The following is a 24,002-nucleotide window of genomic DNA, read 5'->3' as shown; positions in this document are numbered from 1 at the left end:
CCGTTATTCAGGATGCCGCTGCAACCAGCCCTCTTTGGCCTGACGCCTGACCACTTTGCCCGAAGGCCCGATGGGAAGTTCTTCCACGACCTCAATAATATAGGGTCGTTTGTAATCGGCTAATTGCTCTTTGGCCAGCTGATATAAACTTTCCACGTCGACGTTATGCCCACTGCGCGGTACGACTAAGGCGACCACGCGTTCGCCTCGCCTCGGATCGGGCACCCCAAAGACCGTAGCCATCCCCAAGTCGGGATGACGTAACAACGCTTCCTCCACCTCGACCGGATAAACATTTTCTCCCGCGACAATAATCATGTCCTGTTTGCGATCCACTAAAAACAATAAGCCGTCCGCACTTAAATAGCCCATATCCCCAACGGTTAAGTAGCCGTCCTGTGTGAAGCTCTCACGGGTCGCCTCAGGGTTACCCCAATACTCTTTCATGAGACCGGGACCAAACTCTCCACACTGCTCAAAGCGGGCAGAAAATCTTTGTCCGCCACGATGAGGCTAATCTGACTATCCAATAACGCATAGCGAATTTCTTCTGGTGTCCAGCGAAGGTTAATCGGTACCCCAATGATCCCCGCCTTAGCGAGACCGAAATAGGCTTCGGCCATATCCAAGCCATTAGGCAATAGCAGTCCCACCCGCTGACCTTTGGTCAATCCTAAGGACAACAGTGCCTGCGCAATACGATTAGTCTTTAAATCTAATTCCTGAAAGCTAAGCTGCTCCTCCCCAAAAATTAGCGCCGGTTTGTTTTTATGGCGGACTGCCGCCCCATGTAATGCCTCTCCGACTGTTAGCACATTGTCCAACCTTTCTCATTACGTCGTGAACAAATTACGGAACTTCAGGCCCTTCCCGACCTACTCGCCCATACCCACTGACGACCAGCGTGACCCCCATCACCACAGCAGTGGCCGCGACGGTCGCGACCAGAATATGGGCCGTACTCAATGTAAAGGCGCGCAACGTATGATCGTGGACGAGCGTCCACGTCCATACGAGCAATCCACATCCTGTTGTCGTGATGACTTCCCATCGGCTTTGGGCGATCGAGTAAAACATCGCGATATTTAAAAGTCCAAGCCCTATCATGCCCCAATCATAAGACGGGAGCCATGGCGCAATCGCAAGAAAACGAGGGCCTAATATCATTATCACCAATCGCGCGCCGTGTGCAATAAAAATCCACTGGGCCAGCCCCGCTAAGAGCCCATACACGGCAACAGTCAATCCCAAGTATGAATAGCGGTGGCTGGGATCGGATAACATGGCCGTAAGCATCACCGTGGCCAAACTCCCCGACACAAAATCAATGCTATGCCCCATGATAGCCATACCGGTATATTGGCCCGCAATCTCTGGCGGTAATGCGTATTTGGCCGCCAGTCCATCGACAATCGCATATAACACATTGATGACCGCGACGACGCCCGTGGCCGTTACCATACCGAATCCGGTTGCCTCTTCTTGGACAGGCACGGTGCGTACCATCCGGCGGCTTACCACCCACGTCACCCACGCCGCCGCGCCTTCTAGTCCGCCCACTACCACCAAACGATAAACGGGCCACAATGCACTGCTCGCGGCAACAACGCGAAAGAGCCCGTTTAATACCGCAAGCGCGCCCACTAAGAGATACCTGCGGGCGTTTTGCAATATACCGGTATTCGCCGCCAAAGCGAGGCTGGGTACCACTTCTGCGGTAAAAATGATAAGTAACAGCTGACTAACATGAAACGTACGGGACAAGGGCCCGGCAAACACCCAAATCGCTGCCCACGAGACAACACCAATTCCCCACAACCACCATGCATCTCGTTGCCCTGCTGAGCGCGGCCGTTTGCCCAAGCGCGTATAGATGAGCACCACCACCGATGCCGGCATCACTAAGAAACTTGTAACATTGAGAAAGGTTGTCAAATCACCATACTTGTGGGGACCTAGAACATGCGCCAGAACCACATGATATAAATAATTGAATACCCCAACCAGCAAGGCCGAAAATCCTAGCACAACATTGTCCGACCAAAATTGGTGATTTTTAGCCACGTGTCCCACCGCCCCCGCTTGCTTTAGGACTATCTTGTCCATAAAGCAAGGGGATCTATTTCGACAAAAAAATTCGCCCAAGCTACACGCATAGCTTGGGCAATTAATATTTCGCGGTTCATTCAGCGGGAAACCAAATCACACATCCCAAGGACTTGGTTTCTCTATCATGATTATTCGACATTCCCCCTAAAAATCCTTTCATAATCTGCCAAAATGTTAGTCGTTTGGCGACTAAGCTAAGGCTGTGATCCAATTTGATGCAACAGGAGTTGCATCACGGCGTTGTTGGCATACCCGATATGCCACAAGGCCACCCCCGCCAAATGGTCTTGTTTCGCTAAAAGAATTTTCTGATTCATGCCTTGCAAACTTTCCCACCACGCAATACGCGGCCCCGAAGACGTGTCATATCGCGCATACGTTTCTTGATATTGTTGACTCCACACCGCATGCTGGTCCATGGTAGGAGTAACGGCATTATAAGGAATCGTTTGGGCATTCGTGCTGCCAATGGGCCAACTATATCCATAAAGGGCAATGCCTAGATCAATCTTTGATGCCGGAACCACGGTCATTAACCGCTTTAAGATATTCTCCACCCACGGCATGCCTGCCACAGGTCCTTCCAAACTCCCATCATCATGCTCATCATAGCTCATTAAGATAAACTGGTTCACTTCCCGACCCAAGACCCCGTAATTATAGGCTCCACCCGAATGCGGCACGATATCGATGGTAATCGTATCGGACCTAGGCAGGAAGTCACGCAAGTCAATCATAAACCCCGATAATTGATTGACCACGCGAGTGTGGGCGGGCTCAAAATCGATATTCACTCCTTGAAAATGCATTTTGCCGACCATGTCCGCGATATTGCGCGCCGCTGCCACGCGTGTCACTGGATTATCCAAAAAAGCCTGTGTGCCTGTCCCGTCATTGACCAGGGGAGTAATCGGAATATGCGCCTTTTGTGCCTGCTGCAATATAGTCGTATTAACATGAGCACTCAGCCCGCCATACGCGTCCACCGAATACCAAAAAGGTGCTAAGTCTGTGATAGCGTGCGGATGGCTGTAGAGATAGGTCAAGGGCGTCGACACATCATTGGCCCAAAATGCTACCACCTGTAACTTGGACGGCGCTTGGCTTCCGGATTTTGCCGCACGAGCCCCTAAACCACACCCGGATAGCGCGAGCGCTATGGTCACCACCAAACTTTTTGACAGCCATTGTTTGAATTTCCCGTGAACCATGTTAACCACCTCATCCTAAAGCTTGACCGAAAAAGGGGTCAAACATGCTCTCTTTGATCTTGAGAATTCTAGTAAAGTTCCCCAATTTGACTCATCCGTCGAATCATGGACAAGGCAATTCCTGGCACTTTCTTTGGGACCTCTCATATCCCTCTCATGCACCGCGGGGTATACTATAGAGAAGCTAAGCTGATGTTAGAGGAGGGATCGCGGTGCTCCATCAAAAACCGGCGGATTCCCCAGATTCCCATCACTCCGCCACTCCCAAAAAAGGTCGGTGGATACTGGTCGGGGCTGCCACGGTGATTGTTGGCTTGACCTTGTTTTACAGTGCCAATTGGTCTGGCCTCACGCATCTACCGCAACTGACCCGGCAGCGTTTACGCCAAGCCCACGCCCCCTGGACGTCATTCCATCAGATATCACCATGGTTCTCCAAGGCTTTAGTTGCCACCGAAGACCGGACATTTTATACCAACTGGGGCATTTCTTTTGAAGGCATTGCACGGGCAGCTTGGGTCGATTTGCAGACCGATGCCTTTACCCAAGGGGGGAGCACCATTACCCAGCAGCTCATTCGCGATCTCCTGCTGTCGCCTGTCAAAACCATTCCCCGTAAAATCACGGGCGTCTTATTGTCGCTGATGGCGACCCAACTCTATTCCAAAAAGACTCTCCTGACTTTGTATATGAACGAAGTGTACTTAGGCGATCACGCCTATGGTATTGGGCAAGCCGCTCGAAACTATTTTGGCATTGCACCAAGTCAATTGACTCTCCCCGAAGCTTCTTTGCTCGCAGGACTCCCCCAAGCCCCCTCCCTTTATGATCCATTCGTTCATTTTCGTCTCGCCAAGAAGCGTCAATTAGAGGTGTTAAACAGCATGGTGCAAGACCATATGATTTCAGCCGCACAAGCGAAAATAGCTTACCGTGCGCCATTGCCTTTAACCGGTTCCCACCCAGCATAAAAAGATAAGCCGACCTCCCAGATCACTCCTTCTAGGGGGGTCGGCTCCTTGGATGCGGCGTTTCGCTTACCGCCGCAGTTTCTTCAATTCTCCCATCAAGCGGTCATTGAGCACGCGAATGTGGGTCCCTTTCATACCCAGTGAGCGTGATTCAATCACACCAGCAGACTCAAATTTCCGCAACGCATTAACAATCACCGAACGCGTGATCCCGACACGGTCAGCAATTTTTGACGCCACCAGTAATCCTTCTTCTCCACCCAGTTCATCAAAAATGTGCTGAACCGCTTCCAACTCCGAATAGGACAGCGTATCAATCGCCACTTTCACAGCAGCTTTTTTACGCGCTTCCATCTCCAATTCATCCGACTTGGAGCGCAGAATTTCCATCGCCACCACCGTTGCGCCATATTCCGCGAGCACCAAATCTTCATCATTGAATTCCCGGCCAAAGCGCGATATCACGAGCGTTCCCAACCGATCACCACCGCCATTGACAGGCACTATCGTGGTAATCTTATTTTCGTACAAACACGCCTTATCGCGGAAGAATACGCACTTACGCGATTCCTGCGATACGTTCGGATAGGTTTCATCAACCTTGAGTAAGCCATTGTTGTAATTACTCGGAAACGCTTCTTCCGCTAAGACTTCACGAATCATGATGTCACATTCAAAGCCGTCCAATAAGCTATAGCCTAAAATTTTACCCCGGCGACTTACGACATATACGTTGGCCTGAATGAGTTCGCTTAAAATCTTAGCCATCTCTTCAAAATTGACTGGATGTCCAGCCGTTCGCTGTAGTAACCGATTAATGCGTCGTGTTTTTTCCAATAATTCTTCCACGACATGCACCTCCCTGATTCGACAAAGTTCCCTGTCGTCACAATTTTCACCACTTGAGTATACCACAGCGACGTTGGATTGTGTAAACGAAAAAAAACATTCAGAGTATATACCGATTGATGTCAATATTTTCGGCGATCTTTGCCAAGCGTTGTTGTACGTATGTTGCGGTGATGGGAATCTTTTGGCCTGACAACTCCGGGGCCGAGAAATTCAGTTCCTCGAGCACCTTCTCCAAAATCGTATGGAGCCGCCGCGCCCCAATATTTTCGGTATCCCGGTTGACCTGGTACGCATATCGAGCCATTTCCCATAACGCGCCATCATCAAACTCCACCTCCACGCCCTCGGCACCTAGCAGCGCCTTGTATTGCTTAATGAGGGAATGATGGGGTTCGGTCAAGATCTTATAAAAATCTTCCTCCGTCAAGGCATTGAATTCCACGCGAATGGGGAACCGCCCTTGCAGTTCCGGAATCAAATCGCTCGGTTTGGCCACGTGAAAGGCGCCGGCCGCAATAAATAAAATGTGGTCGGTTTTTACAGGCCCATATTTGGTATTGACCGTCGAGCCTTCAACTATGGGGAGAATGTCGCGCTGGACCCCTTCACGAGAGACATCGGGTCCATGCCCCTCCTTACTACTCGAGGCAATCTTGTCAAACTCGTCAATAAAGATAATCCCTTCTTGTTCTGCGCGCCATACCGCGTCCGCATGGGCCGCATCGGTGTCAATCAACTTTTGAGCTTCTTCTTGGGTCAACACCTTACGCGCTTCGGCCACCGTCATTTTCCGCCGTTTGGTCCGTTTAGGCAAAATGCCGGAAAACATCTCACCTAAATTCATTTGGTTTTCTTCGCTACCCGGTAAATTGCCCATCATTGGCAATGCCGGACCCGCGTCCTCGACTTCCACTTCGACGACTTCATGTTCCATGGCTTTCATGCGAAGCTTCTCACGGACCTTGCGGCGTTCATCTTCAATCCTGTGACGTTCCTCGGCACTCACGCTCGACGACGGCTTGTTTTGCCGGGCACCTCCGAAAAGCGCTTCTAAAGGGTTGACATTGGCAGAGGGTTCGTCAGGAAATGGCACAATGGCGTCTACCAATCGGTCCTCCGCAATGCGCTCAGCGCGGTCTTGGACCGCTTGCGACCGTTCTTCCTTCACCATGCGGACACTCGTCTCGACTAAATCCCGCACCATGGCATCTACATCACGGCCCACATACCCCACTTCCGTAAACTTAGTGGCTTCGACTTTGATAAAGGGGACGTGCAGCAAGCGGGCCAAACGCCGTGCTACTTCGGTTTTCCCCACCCCTGTCGGACCAATCATGAGGATGTTCTTGGGCGTAATATCCTCCTGTAATTCAGGATCTAACTGACTGCGGCGCCACCGGTGCCGCAGCGCTATCGCCACAGCGCGTTTAGCGTCATCTTGCCCAACAATGTACCGATCGAGCTCTTCGACAATCTTTCTGGGTGTCATTAACCGATCATCCATACCCAATCCCTCCCTACCCCAGTGTCTCAACCGTCAAATGATGGTTGGTGTAGATGCAAATATCGGCGGCAATGTCTAAAGAGCGCCGGACCACTTCTTCCAGCGGCATGGTTTGCTCGACTGAGGCAAAGGCCCTCGCGGCGGCTAAGGCATAACTCCCCCCTGATCCAATGGCGGCAATAAAGTCATCCGGCTCAATCACTTCACCGGTCCCCGATAGGATGAATAAGTGTTCTTGGTCTGCCACCAGCAACAAGGCCTCCAACTTCCCTAACATGCGGTCGGTCCGCCACTCGCGAGACAACGCCACGGCCGCTCGCGGTAGATTGCCATGACTTTCCTCTAATTTTCCTTCAAAATGTTCGAAAAGAGTTAAGGCGTCGGCCACCGAACCCGCAAATCCCGCAAGCACTTTCCCGTGATAGAGTCGGCGCACTTTGACAGCCGTGTGCTTCATCACCGTGTTTTGACCAAAAGTCACCTGGCCATCTCCACCAATCACCGCTTTGCCATCGCGGACCATCCCTAGCACGGTGGTGCCATGAAATTCCACATTGGACACGATGTATCCCTCCTAGCTCCGCTCCTGTGCTAGGCACGAGGATGGGCATGTTGATAGACTGTAGCAATATGTTCTTGTGAGACTAACGTATACAACTGTGTCGTCCGAAGCGTGCTGTGCCCTAAGAGTTCCTGAATGACACGCAGATCGGCCCCATTCATCAGCATGTGTGTGGCGAAGGAATGCCGGAGCCAATGCGGACTAACATTGCGCTGAATAGCCGCCTTGGCCAACACACTTTTAATAATGCGCCGCACGCTGCGCGTGGTTAAACGGCCACCTTGGTAATTCACAAATAACGCCTGAACGCTGGGACGCGCGAGCCACGGACGACTATGCTCCACATACTGATACAAGGCATCGTGGGCTTTTGTTCCAAACGGAACCACTCGCTGCTTTCCGCCTTTCCCTTGAACATGCACAACATTGGCCACCAAATCCACGTCGTGCTGATCCAAGGAGACCGCCTCTTGACTCCGCAAGCCTGCCCCATAGAGCAATTCCAAAAGGGCCCAGTCACGCAATCCGAGAGGCCCCGGACGTTTCGGCGCTTGTTCAATTAGGTCGTGCGCTTCATCCATCGTCAAGGTGCGGGGCAGAGACGGACGAAACCGCGGCGCTAACAAGCGTTGGGCCGGATTGTCCGCTCGCAATCCATGGCGCTGGGCAAAGCGGTAAAATCCTCGCACCACCGCCACCTTGCGCGCCACCGACCGCGGCGCTAGCCCTTGCGCCAGCAATGAGGCCGCCCAGCGGCGCAAATCTTGACTGCTCAAGGTTTCATAAGGACCTGCCGCTTCGACTAATTGCCGCAAATCTCGGCGGTATGCCTCTATGGTATTCACTGCAGCATGCTCGACATTCTGCAAATAGCGTAAATAGTAGGCAATGCCCTCACTCTCACTCATGCACAGGCTCCAATTGGCGGACAAACTCCTCCATCCGGGCCATGGCCCGGTCGCGAAGCCACTGGCGGCGCGCTTTTTTGTCACGGAGCCCCTGCACTTCCGGAGGCAGTTCAAACAATCCAAAATTCGCATTCATCGGCTGAAAATGCGCAGGGTCCGTATGCGTAATATAATAAGCTAAAGCGCCCATCATTGTCTCGCGCGGAAACACGGGCATTTCTCGACCCTCTAGGTATGCCGACATCCCCACCGCTGCCACGATGCCCATCGCCGCCGATTCCACGTAGCCTTCCACGCCCGTCATCTGTCCCGCAAACCACAAGTCTTCACGCCGCTTGGTATTTAACGTCGGCCTTAAAAGCGCAGGGGACTTGAGATAGGTGTTGCGGTGCATCACACCATAACGCACAAACTCTGGATTGGCTAACGCCGGAATCAACCCGAACACACGCTTCTGCTCGCCCCAACGTAAATTGGTCTGAAAGCCAACCAAACTCATTAAAGATCCTACCGCATTGTCCTGTCGGAGCTGCACAACCGCGTACGGACGGCGTCCCCCTTCAAACGGATTTTCCAATCCAATCGGCTTCATCGGTCCATATAACGGAGTCTTGGGTCCGCGCCGGGCTAGCTCTTCAATGGGCAAGCACCCTTCAAAAAAGGTGCTCGATTCAAAATCATGTCCCAGATGCTGTTCCGCATGAATCAGCGCATCATAGAACACCTCATACTCCGCTTTCGTCAAAGGGCAATTCAGGTAGTCCTCGCTGCCTTCACGCGATCCCCAGAACGCATGCTCCATGTCCACGGTGTCCGTCAGCACAATCGGCGCCGCCGCATCAAAAAAAGAGAGCATACTATCGCCTAAGGTCTCTTGAATAGCACCAGAGAGAGCCTCATGCGTCAACGGCCCCGTCGCAATCAGGCAGGGCTGTGAAGGGATATCTGTCACCACTTCGTGGTGGATAACAATGCGGGGATGCCCTTGTAACCGTTCTGTGACGCGCTGACTAAACACCTCACGGTCGACCGCCAAGGCCGATCCTGCAGGAACTTGCGCGGCCTGTCCTGCTTGAAGAATTAACGAGTCAAATAGCCGCATTTCATCTTTTAACAAGGCCGCTGGCGCTGTACCCTGAATGGACCCCAAAGAGTTGGAACACACCAATTCGGCGAATTGCCCGGTCACGTGGGCAGGGGTCATCACGTCCGGCCGCATTTCATACAGGTGCACCACCCAGCCCCGCTGGGCAAGCTGCCAGGCGGCCTCCGATCCCGCTAGACCTGCGCCTATGACCATCGCTTCATTGGGCCTGCTCTTCTTCATAACCGCATCCCTCCCGCAAACACATCAAACTATCGTGGTTGCCCCGCCGTTTGAAGGCCATGCTCGATCCGCACCGCGGACAGACCTTGTCGCTTGGACGATTCCACGTAACAAAATCACATTCTGGATAGCCCACACATCCGTAAAATGTCCGCCCTTTGCGGGTTCGCCGCACCACCAAATCTTTATGGCACTTAGGACATAAAGCTCCTGTCTTCTCGACATAAGGCTTGGTAAAATCACATTCCGGATACCCTGAGCACGCTAAAAATTTTCCAAACCGGCCATATTTGACCATCATGGGCCGCCCACATTTTTCACACACCTCGTCCGTCTCTTCCAAAGGCAGATCGACCTTTTCGATGTCGTCATCCGCCTTCGCCAGTTCTTCTGAAAACCGCTCATAGAAGCCCTTCAGAACATCTTGCCACTGCATATCATCTGCGGCCACATGGTCCAGTTCGGTCTCAATTTCGGCCGTAAAGCGCGTATCCACGATTTCCGGAAAATAATGTTGCAATAAGTCGACCACCACGCGCCCTAAGTCCGTCGGAATCAGCTTTTTCTGGTCGCGCCGCACGTAGTCTCGATGCAATAGCGTCTCTACAATCGGTGCGTAGGTCGAAGGCCGTCCAATCCCGAGTTCCTCTAAGGTCTTAACTAAGCTGGCTTCGGTATAGCGTGGCGGGGGCTCGGTAAAATGCTCTTGCGGTTCGATCCGGGCAATGGTCAAGACCGTGCCCGCTACAAGATCCAAGAGGGGCTTCGCTTTGGTGTCATCGTCTTGCAACTGGGGATCGGCTTCATCAAAGGACTCTTGGTACACGGTGCTATACCCAGGGAATAAGACCCGGGACCCAGTAGCTCGAAACTTGGCCTGATCTTGGAACGCGACATCAATCGTCGTCGATTCATACACCATCGCCGCCATTTGGCTCGCCACAAACCGTTCCCAAATCAGACGATATAGACGAAGCTGGTCGCGGTTTAATGCGCCCTTTAGCATATCAGGATGCCGACGGACGTTGGTGGGTCGAATCGCCTCGTGGGCATCTTGGACGCCGGGTTTGGCCTTGCTCTGCCGTATTTGACCACTTTCGGGAACATACGCCGGGCCAAAGCGTTCGGCAATATACTCGCGCGCCTCATCACGGGCACCGTCTCCAATCCGTGTCGAATCCGTACGAATGTACGTGACCAGACCGACGGTGCCTTCCCCTGGCACTTCTAAACCTTCGTACAGTTGCTGGGCAAGGCTCATGGTGCGCTTAACCGACAATCCCAACTTCCGCGACGCTTCTTGCTGCAAAGTCGATGTGGTAAAGGGCAAGGCAGGAAACCGCCGCTTCTCCTTAGTTTTGACATCACTCACCACCACTTGGGCGCCAACCTTGACCCCTTGCAGAATTTGTTCCATCTCTTGTGCCGTCACACGACCACGGTGGCCCAAGGGCGCATAATAATGACTCAGAAGTTCCCCATTTTCCGCCACGGCGGTCATATCCACGGTGAAGTATTGCTCTGGCACAAACCGTTGAACGGCATCTTCCCGGTCTACGAGCAGCTTAAGGGCAGCACTTTGGACGCGTCCGGCTGAAAGCCCTGGCCGCACTTTGCGCCAAAGCAAGGGCGAGAGCTGATATCCCACCACCCGGTCTAGAACCCGCCGCGCCTGCTGGGCATTAACGAGTCCCATATCAATAGGCCGTGCTTCTTTAATGGCATGGCTTACAGCGTCTTTGGTAATTTCATGAAATTCAATCCGGTGCACATCTTGAGGCGCAAGGTGCAAAGCCTCAGCCAAATGCCATGAGATCGCTTCCCCTTCGCGATCAGGGTCGGTCGCCAAATAAATCCGGTCGGACTTTTTGGCCGCATCTTTCAGTTCCTTTAATAAGGGGCCCTTGCCCCGAATGGTAATATACCTAGGCTTAAAGCCGTTATCCACGTCGACGCCAAACTGGCTTTTGGGTAAATCCCGCACATGGCCCATAGATGCCTTCACCTGGTATCGTGTTCCCAAAAACCGGCTAATGGTCTTGGCTTTGGCCGGTGATTCCACGATAATGAGCGGCTTCGATCTTGCCATGACAATCCCCCCGGTTCCAAACGTTTTTTCATTATAGCAAACCTCACACCCAGGCTCGGCGTTCTGGCTCGATATTAGCATGACTGTAACAGGGAAGTTCTACGGATGCAAATCTTATCCTGACTTTATCCTATGGCGTCATGGGATAAAATTTTCTTCAAAAAGGTCACACGGTGCACCGGTGACGGCCCATAGTGTTTTAACATCTCTCGGTGATACGTCGTCGGATAACCCTTATGTTGCGCAAATCCATAAACGGGAAATTGTTCGGCTAGGGCTTCCATATACCGGTCCCGCACGACTTTGGCGACAATTGAGGCCGCTGCAATGCTCGCCGAAAGGGCATCACCATGCACGATGGGGATTTCCTGCCAGGGCCCCCCAATACGCATCGCATCGGTGAGCAACACATCCGGGACGCGCCGCAAGTGCCCGATCGCTCGCATCATGGCTAGCCTGCTGGCTTGCAAAATATTAATGCGTTCAATAGTCCGTACCCCGACCATTCCCACTCCGACATCTTCGGCACAGCGCACAATCTCATGATAAAGATGAAGTCGCTGGCGCGCGGTCAATTTCTTCGAGTCATCAACACCCCAAATCGGGGTATCCGCGCGCAAAATGACTGCCGCAGCTACGACTGGTCCCGCCAATGGCCCCCGCCCGACTTCATCAACCCCGCCGATGCGCTGATAAGGCTGTTGCCACACAGCGCGTTCATAATGAGTGAGCTGTTCCCATGCCTCTGATTGACCTTTCATTGAGGCTCCTCCAAACTGAATCGGCCCAGTTTGCCTTGCTGGAAAGCGAGCAATACCGCATCTGCCGCGCGCTGCGCGTCAACGACCCCGCCGGTCCGAAGGAATCCGCGCCGTTTGCCCCAGTCTAACCAGCCTGAAGGATTATCATGATCTTGCGTGAGTTCCCAAATGCGGTCCGCCAGTTGACTGCGTTCTTCAGCAGGGGCGGGTACTATGCCTAGCACTTGCAGTCGCCAGTCATGACTATGTCCTGGCGTCACTACCCCTGGCAAATCGAGCCATTCCCACCCTCCCGGCAGCCTAATCCACTGCGGTCCTCGTGTAATGCCCGGCTTGGCGCCTGTGGCCACGCGGTTCTTTCCGACCATCCGATTCAGTAATGTCGACTTTCCCACATTAGGAACACCGACAACAGCAAGTCGGTAAGGCGGCTTCAGGACCCGACTAATGACCGATTCAATTTGCGTTCGGGCTTTGGGGTCTTGCGCTGTCACCGCAAATGCGTGAATCCCTTGTTTCTGGTATGCCGCAACCCACGCCCGCGTCACGGCGGGATCCGCCAAATCGGCCTTGTTTAAGAGAAGGATCCGCTGGGCTCGTCCAATCCACCGCGTCATAGGGGTATGACGACTAATAGCAGGCGCCCTGGCGTCTGCTATTTCAATAAAGGCCGTAAGGTAAGGAGCCAACTCACGAATAGTTCGCTGGGTCGCTACCATATGGCCTGGATACCAATTTGCTTTGGCCATAGCGCTTCCTTTCAGTTCAATGCAAAAGATGGAAATCACTTAAAGGCCACCACACCACAAACGCCTGGCCTTTAACATTTTTCATGGGCAAGAGACCAAAATACCGACTGTCATAGCTCTTGGGGCGGTTGTCGCCCTCAACCCATAAATACCCCGGCGGAACCTTCGTAGGGGGGACATTCATGGAAGTGCGGTATTTCAAAAAGGGTTCATGGTAACGATGACCATTAATATAGACGACGTTATTCTCCACGCTAATGGTATCCCCGGGCACTCCAATCACCCGTTTAATCCAATCTTGGCTTTTGATCACGGGCGAGCGAAAGACAATAATTTGTCCCGTCTTCGGGGTTTCAAAATCGTAAATGAGTTTGTTCACCAACACCCGTTCACCGGTATGTAAAGTGGGCAACATCGAGATCCCTTCGACCTCATAGGATTCAAATACAAACGTCCGTATGAGGAAGGCCAAAACCACGGCTATCACGATCGTCTCGATAACTTCCCAATAGCCCTTGCGGCGTTCCTTGGTCACGATCACAGCCCCCCAAAGCCTATAAAGATAGCGAAGACACCCGGAAATGAGTGCCTTCGCCACAAATTAGCGCCGTTCTTTAATTCGGGCTGCTTTGCCGCGCAACTTCCTCAAATAATACAACTTCGCTCGGCGTACTTTCCCACGCCGCACGACCTGAATGGATTCAAGCCGCGGAGAATGGAGTAAAAAGGTCCGTTCAACGCCGACCCCATAGCTGACACGACGCACAATGAACGTCTTGGACAATCCCGACCCTTTGATGCCAATGACGACACCCTCAAAATTCTGCACACGTTCACGGTTACCTTCGCGAATCTTTACCGCAACACGCACGGTGTCGCCTGGGCGAAACGCGGGAAGATCCGGTTTCATTTGCTCTTCTTCTAACAATCGAATGTAATCCAATATTTTTCCCCCCTTTACGGGCCAAATGACATTATATCATCCGAAGCATAGCGTCGCAAACGGCCCTACAACAAATCGGGACGGCGCTCGGCGGTTCGCCGCCGGGCTTGCTCAGACTGCCACTTGGCAATTTTAGCATGGTCACCCGATAACAACACGTCCGGAACCGCCTGATCCCGAAACACGCGCGGCCGGGTATACTGTGGGCCTTCTAATCCTCCAGCACCGCTAAAGGATTCTTGCCATGCTCCTTCGTCAGCACCTAAGGCGCCCGGTAACAGCCGCACAATCGCATCAATCATAACCATGGCCGGAATTTCTCCACCCGTCAACACCACGTCCCCAATGGAAACCTCTTGGCCGTGCACCATATGGATCGCGCGTTCGTCAATGCCTTCGTAATGTCCCGCCACGACAATCAGATGTTCAAGCTGGGCTAATTCACGAGCCATGGTTTGGTCAAAACGACGCCCTTGGGCTGATGTGACCAGGACCGTCGGCGCAGCAGCATGATGCACTGTGGCCCATTCCACTGCCGGCACGACGACATCTGCCCGAAGCAACATGCCAATGTTGCCACCAAACGGATAGTCATCGGTGACCCGGTGCGGCCCCACTCCAAACCACCTTAAAGGCACCCGGCGAATATCCACGAGGCCACGATCTTGAGCGCGTCGCACAATGCTGGTGGTCATGGGGCCTTCAAACATTTCCGGAAATAACGTGACGACTTGGATCACCATTACGAGAGATCCTCAAGCCCTGCCGGCACGTCCACTTCCATAATCCCCATATCCAAGTCCACACGTTTCACCACGGATTTCAGGGCTGGGACCAAAAGCGGAGCCCCCTCGTCGCGAGCGACTTCAAACACATCCTGATTGCCGCCTGTACGAATCACCTGCTGGATAACGCCAATCCGGGTATGATTGTGATAATCCCGTACTTCCAAGCCTTCGAGCTGAAACCAATAGTATTCTTGGTTTCCCAATGTAGGCAAGGAGTCAATAGGCACATATAAACCCGCTCCGCGCAAGAGTTCCGCTTGCTCCCTGGTGGCCACCGTGCGCAATTGCATAATCACGAGAGGTGGGCGCGGCGTGACACGCACTACGTCTTGGGGACCCATGAGGCCATCAATCCATACCGTTTTCCGTGACAACAAGCGTTCCGGAAAGTCGGTTGTCGGATACACCCGAAGTTCCCCGTGAATCCCATGCGGCGCCGTGACTTCCCCGACGCTTACAAAATCATCCCACTTACGACTACGCGTTTTTCTCATGTTTTTTGGCCTGTTTCGCCTCATGAATGGACTTCAAAATGCCCGCCTGCCGTAACAACGAGCGCGTCGTGTCCGTGGGCTGAGCGCCATTAGCAATCCACCGTTGGGCTTTTTCTTCATCAATTTTGACAACAGCAGGATCTTTGGTAGGATCATAGTACCCAATTTCGTCCAAGAACTTACCATCCCGCGGCGAACGCGCATCGGCAACCACTACACGATAAAAAGGATGCTTTTTGGCTCCCATCCGGCGCAATCGAATCTTTACCAATCGTATTCCCTCCTTTCCTAGGGGTCCCCTGGGGGATTCTGATTGATGTGCTCAAACGAATTAATGCAGATCGGGAAATCCTTTCAAGGGCAATTTAGGCATGCCCCGTTTCTTGCCCGCTTTCATCTGCTTCATCAATTTGCGCATATCGTTAAACTGTTTTAACAACCGATTGACCTCTTGCACCGTGGTCCCGCTGCCTTTGGCAATGCGAAGACGCCGGCTGCCGTCGATGATATCCGGTTTGCGGCGTTCCTGGATGGTCATGGAATTGATAATCGCTTCCACACGGTCCACCCCTTTATCATCGACTTGGTCTTTGTATTTGTTCAGAGCCCCCATGCCGGGCAACATTTCCATGACTTTGGACAGCGGCCCCAGCTTCTTCACCTGACCTAACATCGCTTGGAAGTCTTCGAAATTAAAGTCTTTCGTGCCAATACGCTTGGCGCGTTCCTCGATTTCGTCTTTGTCCAGCGATTGTTCGGCCTTTTCAATGAGGGTCAAGACGTCACCCATGCCCAAAATGCGAGACGCCATGCGGTCGGGTTGAAAGGGCTCGAGCGCATCCACTTTTTCACCGGAACCGACCAATTTAATGGGCAGCCCCGTGACCTGCCGAATGGATAACGCAGCCCCTCCTCGGGCATCCCCATCAAGCTTCGTTAGCACAACGCCCGTCAATGGCAACTTTTCCTTAAATGCCGACGCGACGCGAACCGCGTCTTGACCGGTCATAGCATCGACAACCAGCAAGGTCTCATGGGCGGGCAATGCCTCATGCATCTCAACCAATTCGGTCATGAGGGTCTCGTCCACGTGAAGTCGGCCCGCCGTGTCCACTAAGACAACGTCTTTGGCAAGTTGGCGACTTTTTTGCCACCCTTCTTGCGCCAGCTGAACCGGTGACAAGCCCGGCGAAAACACCACGGGGACATCAATTTGTTGACCTAAGGCCTGCAATTGGTCCACAGCCGCCGGGCGGTAGATGTCCGCCGCCACCATAAGGGGCTGGCGGCCTTGCTGCTTTAACATCTTCGCCAATTTTGCGGTCGTGGTGGTTTTTCCGGAACCTTGAAGGCCCACGAGGTAGATGACCGTTGGTGGATTGGAGGCCATTTTGATGCGCTCAACTTGACCGCCCATCAGGGTGGTCAGATGGTCGCGAACAATACGCACCACCCCTTGAGCCGGAGTGAGGCTGTCCAACACATCTTGACCCACCGCTTCTTCTTCAACCTGGCTTAGAAATTCTTTGACCACTTTGAAATTCACGTCCGCTTCCAGCAACGCAAAGCGTACATCCCGTAGCCCTTCACGGACATCGTCCGCCGTCAATCGGCCTTGACTACGCATCCGCTTAAACGTGGCTTGCAGCTTTTCGGTCAAATTGTCAAACATCGCCTCGGTCCTCCTCTCCCGCCAATTCGGCAATCCAGTGTAATGCTTGATCTTGCCATGTCCCAGCCGGTGCCGCTTCAACAGCCTGCCGGAGGTGTTCAAGCAGGCGAATTTGATGGTGCCGATGTTCCACTAAATGCAATGCCGCTTCAAACATTTCCAGACTTTTGGCCGTGCGGTTTAGCAAATCATGGATAGCCGTCCGCGTCACGTGGTGAGCGTCTGCAATCTCCATCAACGACCAGTCTTCCACATAATACAGTCGCCACACCTCTTGTTGGTGCTCGGTGAGCAAAGCCCCATAGTAATCGAAGAGGAGATTGGCGCGTTCTCGGTCTGGTCGCTGCATCTCACCACCGCCTTGCACCTGTAAAGCATTATTACTTAACAGACTGTCATATCATACGCATAAGGGGGACTCTTGTCAATGGCGCCCTCAGGACATCCATTGGCGCAGGGCATCTAGCACCCCAAACGCGCCGGGATATTGGGAGCGAATAATCCATTCGGGCAAACATTCGCGGACCCGAGGTTCGCCATTGGCCACAAGGACGCCCGGATAATGCCCATTTAACATATCGCCATCATTTTCGGCATCCCCGGCAACAAAACAATTTTCGGACTTCACCCTGATTCTTCGCAAAATATATTGCAATGCACGACTCTTTAACGCGGTACAGGGTAAAATGTCGAGGCGCAGTTCTTCAGGGTACCACAGCGTGCGCACCAGCAAGTGGTGTTCGGTCAAACATTGTTGCACCCGCGTTAACAACTGAGGATCCTCCAATTCGAAGGCAATTCGCCAATGAGAACTCCGCCCTCGGTAAATCACGCCCGATACTTCGCTCAAGGCCGAACGCAGTCGGCGCGGCGACCAATGGCGGCGCTGTTCAAAAGCCCAGACCTCGTCCGCTTCCAAATTCGGTCCCCAAAAAATATCAGCGCCAACGTCCGTCGCAATCGCCAAGGGGGTCGGAAAGCCATATCGGCAGATGATCGCATGCGCGTTGCTCAAGGTGCGGCCTGTTAGATAAATCACACCTAATTCGGGGTGCTCCATGAGATAGTCGCGAACCGCTTGCTCGCCACCGTGTCCAATTAATGTGCCATCAATATCAGTAGCCAACACTCGTTTCATGGTGGCCACTGGACGCCACCTCCTCATAGACCGTTTGGAGTCTTTGGGCCATATGATTCACCGTATGATGGCGTTGAACCATTTCTTGGCCGTTCATTCCCCATTGCCGCGCCTGGCTTGGGTTATTCCACAACTGTAACGCGGCCTCCCACAACTGGTCAATACGTGTACGGTCAATCAAAATCCCGTTAAATCCGGACTCGATCCAATCTTGAACACCCGGCACATTTGTCCCAATGACCGGGCAGCCGGAGGCCATGGCTTCTACCACGGCCATGCCCAATGTGGGCCCTTGATTGGGGGCAATCAGCGCCGCAGCCGATCCCATATAGATAGCAATGGCATGATGCGGTGTGGGACCGAGGAACCGAATGTGTTTGCCTAAAGGGCGCGCTAATTCGGCTAAGGTCGGATTGGTGGGGAGCCCTCCTAGAACCTCACCCGGGCTTCCTCCTACCACTAATAAGGTCAAATCGTCGGGTAATGGATGCTGTCCCATGACCTCCAGCACCTCTTTTATCCCCCGCCCCTCTTCTAACCGGCCAACGTAGAGCAAAGGCGGACGATAGAGGCCTAGTCCCCGGAGCAAGGGACCCGCGTCACGAACAAAAAAATTGGTAATGTCAACCCCAGGAGAGACCACGTACAAAGGGACATCAGGAGCTGTTTGATGAATCATTTCGCTCTCTTCTAAGTATGGCACTACAATGGCCTGGGCTTGCGTCAACAACTGCCGCTCCCATTGCATCCGTACCGGTGAAATACGGTCGCCCGGGCGCCTCGTCCACTCTGCCATTTTATAGGGCGAATGAATCCACGGCACTTGGAGCACTTCCGCCACCTTTTGCGCGACCATGCCCGAAATCCAAAAATGGCTGTGAATGGCGTAATATTCCCGGTGCTGGTCATTGACCCATGTCAAGACCTGATCCACTAATTGGTCCCGCACATTATGCCATTGATCATCCGACCAGACCCGATCTTCCCATCCGGTGAGTCGTATCACTTGTCCTAAATGCCCAAAGGACGAGCGTTCCGCCACTTCTTGACGTTGACGCACCGTCATCACATCGACCGCGTAACCTAAATGTTGCAAATTCCTGCCCATTTGGCGTACTAGGACTTGCTGACCACCTGTCTCCCCACCATCCAACGGATTTAAGGGATCGGCCCGCATAGACAACTGCAAAACTCTTTTCATCACCTTGTGGACACCTCCCTCATCACGGAGGGCAAGAAAAACCCCCCTAATTTCCCGGGGGGAACGAGAGATACCATGTCTTAACCTTGAGCCCCCTACGCCTGCGAAGTTAGCTGTCGGGTTCGGGCTCAGAGCCTGCCCGTTGCACCGCAATTCACCCCAAATCGAAATCGGTTCCTCCGCTTCCTTGAGAATTCGGCGTTTTCAAGGTATCTTCTAAGTATAGGATCGGTCTTTAGTACGCGTCAATCGCCTAAGATCGCGCGCACATAGCTGTCTGCATCAAACGGGAGCAAATCTTCCACTTTTTCTCCCACGCCCACAAAGCGGATCGGCAATCCCAATTGGCGCTTGATGGACAACGCTATGCCGCCTTTCGCTGTTCCATCCAGCTTCGTTAACACAATGCCCGTGACCTTGACCGCCTCTAAGAATACTTGCGCTTGGGCTAGCCCATTTTGACCTGTGGTCGCATCAATCACCAGCCACACTTGGTGAGGTGCCTGCGGACGTTCTCGTTGGATCACCCGAACCACTTTTTGCAACTCTTGCATTAAATTAGTCTTGTTATGCAGGCGGCCGGCGGTATCAATGATCGCTAAATCTTTGGACCGAGCGATAGCCGCTTGCACCGTGTCATAGGCCACAGCCGCAGAATCGGCGCCGGGCGCTTGCCGCACCACCTCGACCCCGGAACGCACGCCCCATTCTTGCAGCTGTTCCACTGCGGCGGCCCGAAAGGTATCAGCAGCCCCTAATATCACCTGATATCCTTGGCGCTTCATTAAGGCCGCAAACTTTCCGGCCGTCGTGGTTTTACCCGTTCCATTTACACCGACCATGAGCCAGATACTGGGTCTTTGGGGATCCAACAGTGACGGATCGGAAGGCACATCAAATAGGTCAACCATAATTTCCCGTAAGAGGTCCATGACGTCATCCGCATGCCGCGGGCGCCTGGTGCGGACAGCTTCACGCAAAGCCGCCGTCAGATATTCGATGGTGTCAACACCTAAATCTGCCTCATACAAAATTTCTTCTAACTCTTCCCATAGATTGTCGTCCCACTCTTTCCCGTGAAACAACGCGCGCAGACGTCCGCCCAAATTATTGCGCGTTCGACTCATTCCTTCTTTGAGTCGATTCCAAATTCCGGCCATGCCATCTCCTACCCTTCCGCCACCGCAGCATTTTGATCGAGCTTCACCGAAATTAACCGACTGCGACCTTGTCCATCGCCTGCAACACCCCATAACCCATCAGCAATGACCATCGTTGATTTATGATGAGTGACAATCACGTATTGCGTCGTACCATGATGGTTTTTGATATAGTGTGCCACTCTTTGCGCATTCGCCTCGTCCAAGGCTGCCTCGACTTCATCCAAAACCACAAAGGGCGAAGGGCGGACAGCAAGCAGTGCGAACAGCCAAGCAATACCGCCCAAGGCTTTTTCGCCTCCTGACAAGAGTGTCATCGTACTTGGTTTCTTCCCCGGAGGCTTAATCCATAACTCAACGCCTGGCTCCTCACCCGCCGTCCAGCGAAATCCTCCTTCGCCGCCAATCAACGCCCGGCATGCTTCTTGAAATGCCCGTTCCACTTGACCGGCCGTTTCCTCCAGCCGGGTATTGACATCGCGATCAATTTGTTCGAGAGTCGCCTGCACCTCATCTTTGGCTAATTGTACATCGCGGTACTCGTTCTCTAAATAGCTTAGCCGTTCCCCGAGTTGTGTGTATAGGGCAAAAACCCCCGGCTGCACGGGACCTACTTGGTCCATCTCCTTTTGGAGCGCTTCAATACGCAACTTGGCAGGACCCAATTCCTGATCCGACAACACTTCTTCTGCTCCCGCCTCATAGCCGTCCCACCGCGCCTCGGACTTCGCCAATTGCTGTTCAAGATAGGCCATGCGTTGCGCAATCTTACGTTCCTCCGCATCCATTGCCGCCTGCCGGGCCCGCAATTGTGACACTCGGCTGCCTAAAGCGGTCAGGGTCGCCCTGTCTTGAGCGAGCCTCTCGCGTTGCTGGCTCAGTGCCGCGTGAGTTTGCTCATGCTTATGGCGCGTATCGTCTAAAGCCTTATGCACCACGTCCAACTTGGTTTGGATGTCGTGCATCCGAGCCTCCATGCCGCCATGTTGCTGCGTTATCCGCATTTTTTCTGCGACAGCCCGTTCCCTCAAGTCCCATTGGTGTTTGAGGATCTCATGGCGTTGTTTGGCCTCAAGCACTAAAGCCTGGGCTTCTGACATGCGGTGCGCCGCTTCTTGCCACTGGGCCTGCACATCTTGAAAGTTCTGCTCGGCCGCTATCACCCTACTGCGCACGCTCTTTACATCTTGCGCCAACACCTTCGGATCATGCGTTCCCAATCCTGATAATCCCGCCAACAAGTGTTCGATCTGATCAAGGCGCAACCGGATGCGCGCATCTTCGGCTTGTATGCGTTCCATATCCTCGCGTATTTGACTCACCTGTTGGTGAGCCAAAGCTCGGTCCGCCTCTTGGCGCTCATACAGAGCTTTCACGTGGGTTAATCGGTTGGCAAGGGGCGTGATGCGCTCAGACACTCCGGGTCCCTGACGCCTGTCGCTGCCGCCGGAAATGGCCCCTCCTGCCAAAACCACTTGGCCGTCTAGCGTCACCATTTTATAGCGAAACTGGTGTTGACGGCCCACAGCAGGGGCCACCGTCAAGGACTCCAGTACCAATACCCGCCCGAGCACATGCGAGATAGCGGGGAAAAACGCGGGCTGAAATGTGACCATCGCCAGAGCCCAACCGTGGACGCCCAGCTGGTGTTCCAAAGCTTGATCACGGTCAGGTACAAGGGATGGCCGGATTTGATCCAACGGCAACAGCGTAACGCGTCCTGCTTTGTGCGCCTTGAGCCACTCGACAACCTGCCGAGCATGATGCTCCGTCTCGGTAATCAAGTGGTGTGCGGCAGCCCCCATCGCAACGTCCAACGCCAGCCGATAAGACGCCGCAATGTCTAAGACACTGGCGACCGTTCCCACGATACCTGACAATTGCCCTTGCTCGGCAGCTCGCAATACCGCGCGGACTGGCGCAGGCACCGCCTGCTGCTCTTGCTCCATAGTGCGCAGCGCTTTAATGCGTGCTTCTAATTCCCATGATTCTGATTGCAACCGGCGTGCTTCCGCCTCGCCGGCTGCATACCGAGCTTGAGGATCTTTGAGGCTTTGCGCTAACTGGGCCAGCGTTCGTCGATTAGCCTCTAAGGCTTGGTGTAACGTCTTTCGTTCTTCTTCGAGATGTCCAAGCTGGGCCAACGCTTGGTCTGTCGTTTGCGCTTGTAAAATGCCTTCCACGCGCGCTAATTGGCGTTCACTCTGTTGCAGTCGGCGCTGAGCCTCTTCTAGCGCCGCCTGCGCTTGGTCTCGCTGAGCACGCAAGACATGCACGGCATGTTCGTAATCTGCTAGCCTTTGACGGGCCATATCCCACGCTTTTTGGGCATCGGCCAGATCATCCATTGAGGGCCCTTCGTCATCTCCCATCGTCCCCATCTGCTCTGTAACGACACGAATTTGCCCTTGCAAGCCCTCACTTTCATGCTGATAGCCCTGCCATTCTGCTTCTAAGCGTGCTAACTGCGCCGAAAGGCTAAAAGACTCCTGCTCCAGCTGTCGTACCCGTTCTTGTTGCTGCGCTACTTGACTCTCCACAAAGACCCGCTCTTCTTCTACGCCTTGCAACGCTTTGTTCACGTCTGCCGTCTCTTGTTGCAACAAAACCCGCTGAGTGCGGATCGCATCAAGCGCTGTCTGCCACTCATGGCGATCGTGCATAGCTTTAACGTACTGCGTGTATTGATACCGGGCTAAAAGCGCCGCATGTTCGTGCTGCATCGTGAGATACGCCTGCTCGCGCAACGCCTCATCATGCACCAATTCCTGCTGATGTCGCACCTCCGCCATGAGGTCCGTCAAGCGCATCAAGTTTTTTTGCACGTCCCCAAGATGCTGTAACGTCTCTTTGCGGCGCACTTTATAGCGGGAGACTCCTGCAGCCTCTTCTAGTTGTTCAAGCCGTTCCCGCGGTTTCATCAACAAAGCCTCGTCGACCCGCCCTTGCCCGATAACGGCGTAGTTAAAACGGCCGACCCCGCTGTCCAAAAACAGGTCCACCACATCTTTCAATCGGCATGTGCGCCCATTAAGCAAATACTCGGAATCCCCGGAGAGGTAATAACGACGCGTCACCGTGAGCACTTCGGGCCATTTTTCCATCTCACCGTCATGGTTATCGAACGTGAGGACTACCTCAGCAAGTTTTGCTCTTTGACCCTTGCCTCCCACGTGGAGCAAGTCATCCCACCGCTCGGCCCGCAATTCTTTCACCCGCTGTTCGCCCAAAGCCCAGCGAATTGCATCTATGACATTACTTTTGCCGCCGCCGTTAGGCCCCACAATCACGGTAATACCCGGCGACAACACGATACGGGTGTCTTGCCCAAACGATTTAAATCCATAGAGGCTTATCGTTGATAAATGCATAGAAAAAATCATCCATTCCCGGCAGTCTGAGGCATTAGTGGAAATCATTGTACCATATCGGTCCCGTTTCAGACGACGAAATCCCATGTCGCTTTCCCCCCACTGTTCTCATGAAAATCATGGATGGAGACACCGTGGTGTATGTGCATCCGGAAACCTACGAGCCTGCCACCGTGCCGGCTCAGCTTCACG

The 24,002-nt window shown here is 53.4% G+C and carries 24 protein-coding genes and 1 riboswitch; of the genes, 1 reads left to right on the top strand and 23 read right to left on the bottom strand.

The genetic code is table 11. The features are described from left to right. Positions 1-3: 3 nt before the first annotated feature. From ORD20_RS07665 to ORD20_RS07650, 4 genes are all read right to left on the bottom strand, one after another. Positions 4-447, bottom strand: a complete 444-nt coding sequence (locus ORD20_RS07665; protein ID WP_430626656.1) for a class I adenylate-forming enzyme family protein — start codon at positions 445-447, stop codon at positions 4-6. After that, complete coding sequence (locus ORD20_RS07660; protein ID WP_430626693.1) at positions 444-815, bottom strand: AMP-binding protein; 372 nt, start codon at positions 813-815, stop codon at positions 444-446. The genes ORD20_RS07665 and ORD20_RS07660 overlap by 4 nt, the downstream gene beginning before the upstream one ends. Before the next feature lie 34 nt (positions 816-849). Next, positions 850-2,064 (bottom strand): capsular biosynthesis protein, encoded by a 1,215-nt coding sequence (locus ORD20_RS07655; RefSeq protein ID WP_103376891.1) that lies wholly within the window; start codon positions 2,062-2,064, stop codon positions 850-852. 239 nt (positions 2,065-2,303) lie between these two features. After that, a complete protein-coding gene (locus tag ORD20_RS07650) occupies positions 2,304-3,320 on the bottom strand; it encodes a glycosyl hydrolase family 18 protein (protein ID WP_103376892.1) in 1,017 nt (338 codons plus the stop codon). 212 nt (positions 3,321-3,532) lie between these two features. Here ORD20_RS07650 and ORD20_RS07645 point away from each other — a divergent pair, with 212 nt between their 5' ends. Further along, complete coding sequence (locus tag ORD20_RS07645; protein WP_242968663.1) at positions 3,533-4,291, top strand: transglycosylase domain-containing protein; 759 nt, start codon at positions 3,533-3,535, stop codon at positions 4,289-4,291. 66 nt (positions 4,292-4,357) lie between these two features. On the opposite strand, the gene codY is transcribed toward ORD20_RS07645, so the two are convergent. The 19 genes from codY to smc form a co-directional block, all read right to left on the bottom strand. Further along, positions 4,358-5,140 (bottom strand): GTP-sensing pleiotropic transcriptional regulator CodY, encoded by a 783-nt coding sequence (codY, locus tag ORD20_RS07640; RefSeq protein WP_103376894.1) that lies wholly within the window; start codon positions 5,138-5,140, stop codon positions 4,358-4,360. 100 nt (positions 5,141-5,240) lie between these two features. Continuing rightward, the gene (hslU, locus tag ORD20_RS07635; RefSeq protein WP_103376895.1) at positions 5,241-6,647 is read right to left on the bottom strand and encodes an ATP-dependent protease ATPase subunit HslU; all 1,407 of its coding nucleotides are present in this window, start codon (positions 6,645-6,647) and stop codon (positions 5,241-5,243) included. A 13-nt stretch (positions 6,648-6,660) separates the two neighbouring features. Next, entirely contained in the window at positions 6,661-7,200 is a 540-nt protein-coding gene (gene hslV, locus ORD20_RS07630) for an ATP-dependent protease subunit HslV (RefSeq protein WP_103377007.1), read from the bottom strand. A gap of 38 nt (positions 7,201-7,238) precedes the next feature. Beyond that, positions 7,239-8,117, bottom strand: a complete 879-nt coding sequence (locus ORD20_RS07625) for a tyrosine recombinase XerC (RefSeq protein ID WP_103376896.1) — start codon at positions 8,115-8,117, stop codon at positions 7,239-7,241. Continuing rightward, entirely contained in the window at positions 8,110-9,444 is a 1,335-nt protein-coding gene (gene trmFO / locus ORD20_RS07620; RefSeq protein ID WP_242968664.1) for a methylenetetrahydrofolate--tRNA-(uracil(54)-C(5))-methyltransferase (FADH(2)-oxidizing) TrmFO, read from the bottom strand. Before trmFO ends, ORD20_RS07625 begins: the two co-directional genes overlap by 8 nt. Next, a complete protein-coding gene (topA, locus tag ORD20_RS07615) occupies positions 9,422-11,533 on the bottom strand; it encodes a type I DNA topoisomerase (RefSeq protein WP_103376897.1) in 2,112 nt (703 codons plus the stop codon). Before topA ends, trmFO begins: the two co-directional genes overlap by 23 nt. A 125-nt stretch (positions 11,534-11,658) precedes the next feature. Beyond that, positions 11,659-12,294, bottom strand: coding sequence for a ribonuclease HII (locus ORD20_RS07610; protein ID WP_103376898.1), 636 nt, complete (start codon positions 12,292-12,294; stop codon positions 11,659-11,661). After that, the gene (locus tag ORD20_RS07605) at positions 12,291-13,043 is read right to left on the bottom strand and encodes a YlqF/YawG family GTPase (RefSeq protein ID WP_103377009.1); all 753 of its coding nucleotides are present in this window, start codon (positions 13,041-13,043) and stop codon (positions 12,291-12,293) included. The genes ORD20_RS07610 and ORD20_RS07605 overlap by 4 nt, the downstream gene beginning before the upstream one ends. A gap of 16 nt (positions 13,044-13,059) precedes the next feature. Next, positions 13,060-13,578: a signal peptidase I gene (gene lepB, locus ORD20_RS07600; protein ID WP_103376899.1), complete on the bottom strand. Its 519-nt coding sequence runs from the start codon at positions 13,576-13,578 to the stop codon at positions 13,060-13,062. Positions 13,579-13,644: 66 nt separating this feature from the next. After that, complete coding sequence (rplS, locus tag ORD20_RS07595) at positions 13,645-13,986, bottom strand: 50S ribosomal protein L19 (protein WP_103376900.1); 342 nt, start codon at positions 13,984-13,986, stop codon at positions 13,645-13,647. A 65-nt stretch (positions 13,987-14,051) separates the two neighbouring features. Beyond that, positions 14,052-14,729 carry a tRNA (guanosine(37)-N1)-methyltransferase TrmD gene (gene trmD, locus ORD20_RS07590; RefSeq protein ID WP_103376901.1) on the bottom strand — a complete coding sequence of 226 codons (678 nt, stop codon included), beginning with the start codon at positions 14,727-14,729 and terminating at the stop codon, positions 14,052-14,054. Further along, on the bottom strand, positions 14,729-15,268 hold the full coding sequence (gene rimM, locus ORD20_RS07585; RefSeq protein WP_158246402.1) for a ribosome maturation factor RimM: 540 nt from the start codon (positions 15,266-15,268) through the stop codon (positions 14,729-14,731). The genes trmD and rimM overlap by 1 nt, the downstream gene beginning before the upstream one ends. Further along, entirely contained in the window at positions 15,252-15,539 is a 288-nt protein-coding gene (rpsP, locus tag ORD20_RS07580; protein ID WP_103376903.1) for a 30S ribosomal protein S16, read from the bottom strand. Before rpsP ends, rimM begins: the two co-directional genes overlap by 17 nt. Positions 15,540-15,599: 60 nt before the next feature. Continuing rightward, positions 15,600-16,940: a signal recognition particle protein gene (gene ffh / locus ORD20_RS07575; protein WP_103376904.1), complete on the bottom strand. Its 1,341-nt coding sequence runs from the start codon at positions 16,938-16,940 to the stop codon at positions 15,600-15,602. Continuing rightward, positions 16,933-17,289, bottom strand: a complete 357-nt coding sequence (gene ylxM, locus ORD20_RS07570; protein WP_103376905.1) for a YlxM family DNA-binding protein — start codon at positions 17,287-17,289, stop codon at positions 16,933-16,935. Before ylxM ends, ffh begins: the two co-directional genes overlap by 8 nt. An 87-nt stretch (positions 17,290-17,376) precedes the next feature. Further along, positions 17,377-18,078 (bottom strand): HAD family hydrolase, encoded by a 702-nt coding sequence (locus ORD20_RS07565; RefSeq protein WP_242968677.1) that lies wholly within the window; start codon positions 18,076-18,078, stop codon positions 17,377-17,379. Beyond that, positions 18,056-19,279, bottom strand: coding sequence for a glycosyltransferase (locus ORD20_RS07560; RefSeq protein ID WP_242968678.1), 1,224 nt, complete (start codon positions 19,277-19,279; stop codon positions 18,056-18,058). Before ORD20_RS07560 ends, ORD20_RS07565 begins: the two co-directional genes overlap by 23 nt. An 83-nt stretch (positions 19,280-19,362) precedes the next feature. Beyond that, a riboswitch (cyclic di-AMP (ydaO/yuaA leader) is annotated at positions 19,363-19,490 on the bottom strand. A gap of 34 nt (positions 19,491-19,524) precedes the next feature. After that, complete coding sequence (gene ftsY, locus ORD20_RS07555) at positions 19,525-20,439, bottom strand: signal recognition particle-docking protein FtsY (protein WP_103376908.1); 915 nt, start codon at positions 20,437-20,439, stop codon at positions 19,525-19,527. A gap of 8 nt (positions 20,440-20,447) precedes the next feature. Continuing rightward, positions 20,448-23,897 carry a chromosome segregation protein SMC gene (smc, locus tag ORD20_RS07550; protein WP_430626655.1) on the bottom strand — a complete coding sequence of 1,150 codons (3,450 nt, stop codon included), beginning with the start codon at positions 23,895-23,897 and terminating at the stop codon, positions 20,448-20,450. Positions 23,898-24,002: the final 105 nt, after the last annotated feature.

This window comes from Sulfobacillus thermotolerans (assembly GCF_039623705.1).
GTDB lineage: Bacteria > Bacillota > Sulfobacillia > Sulfobacillales > Sulfobacillaceae > Sulfobacillus > Sulfobacillus thermotolerans.
The sequence above is the reverse complement of the archived record's forward strand: the minus strand, read 5'-3'. Positions and strand labels throughout refer to the sequence as shown.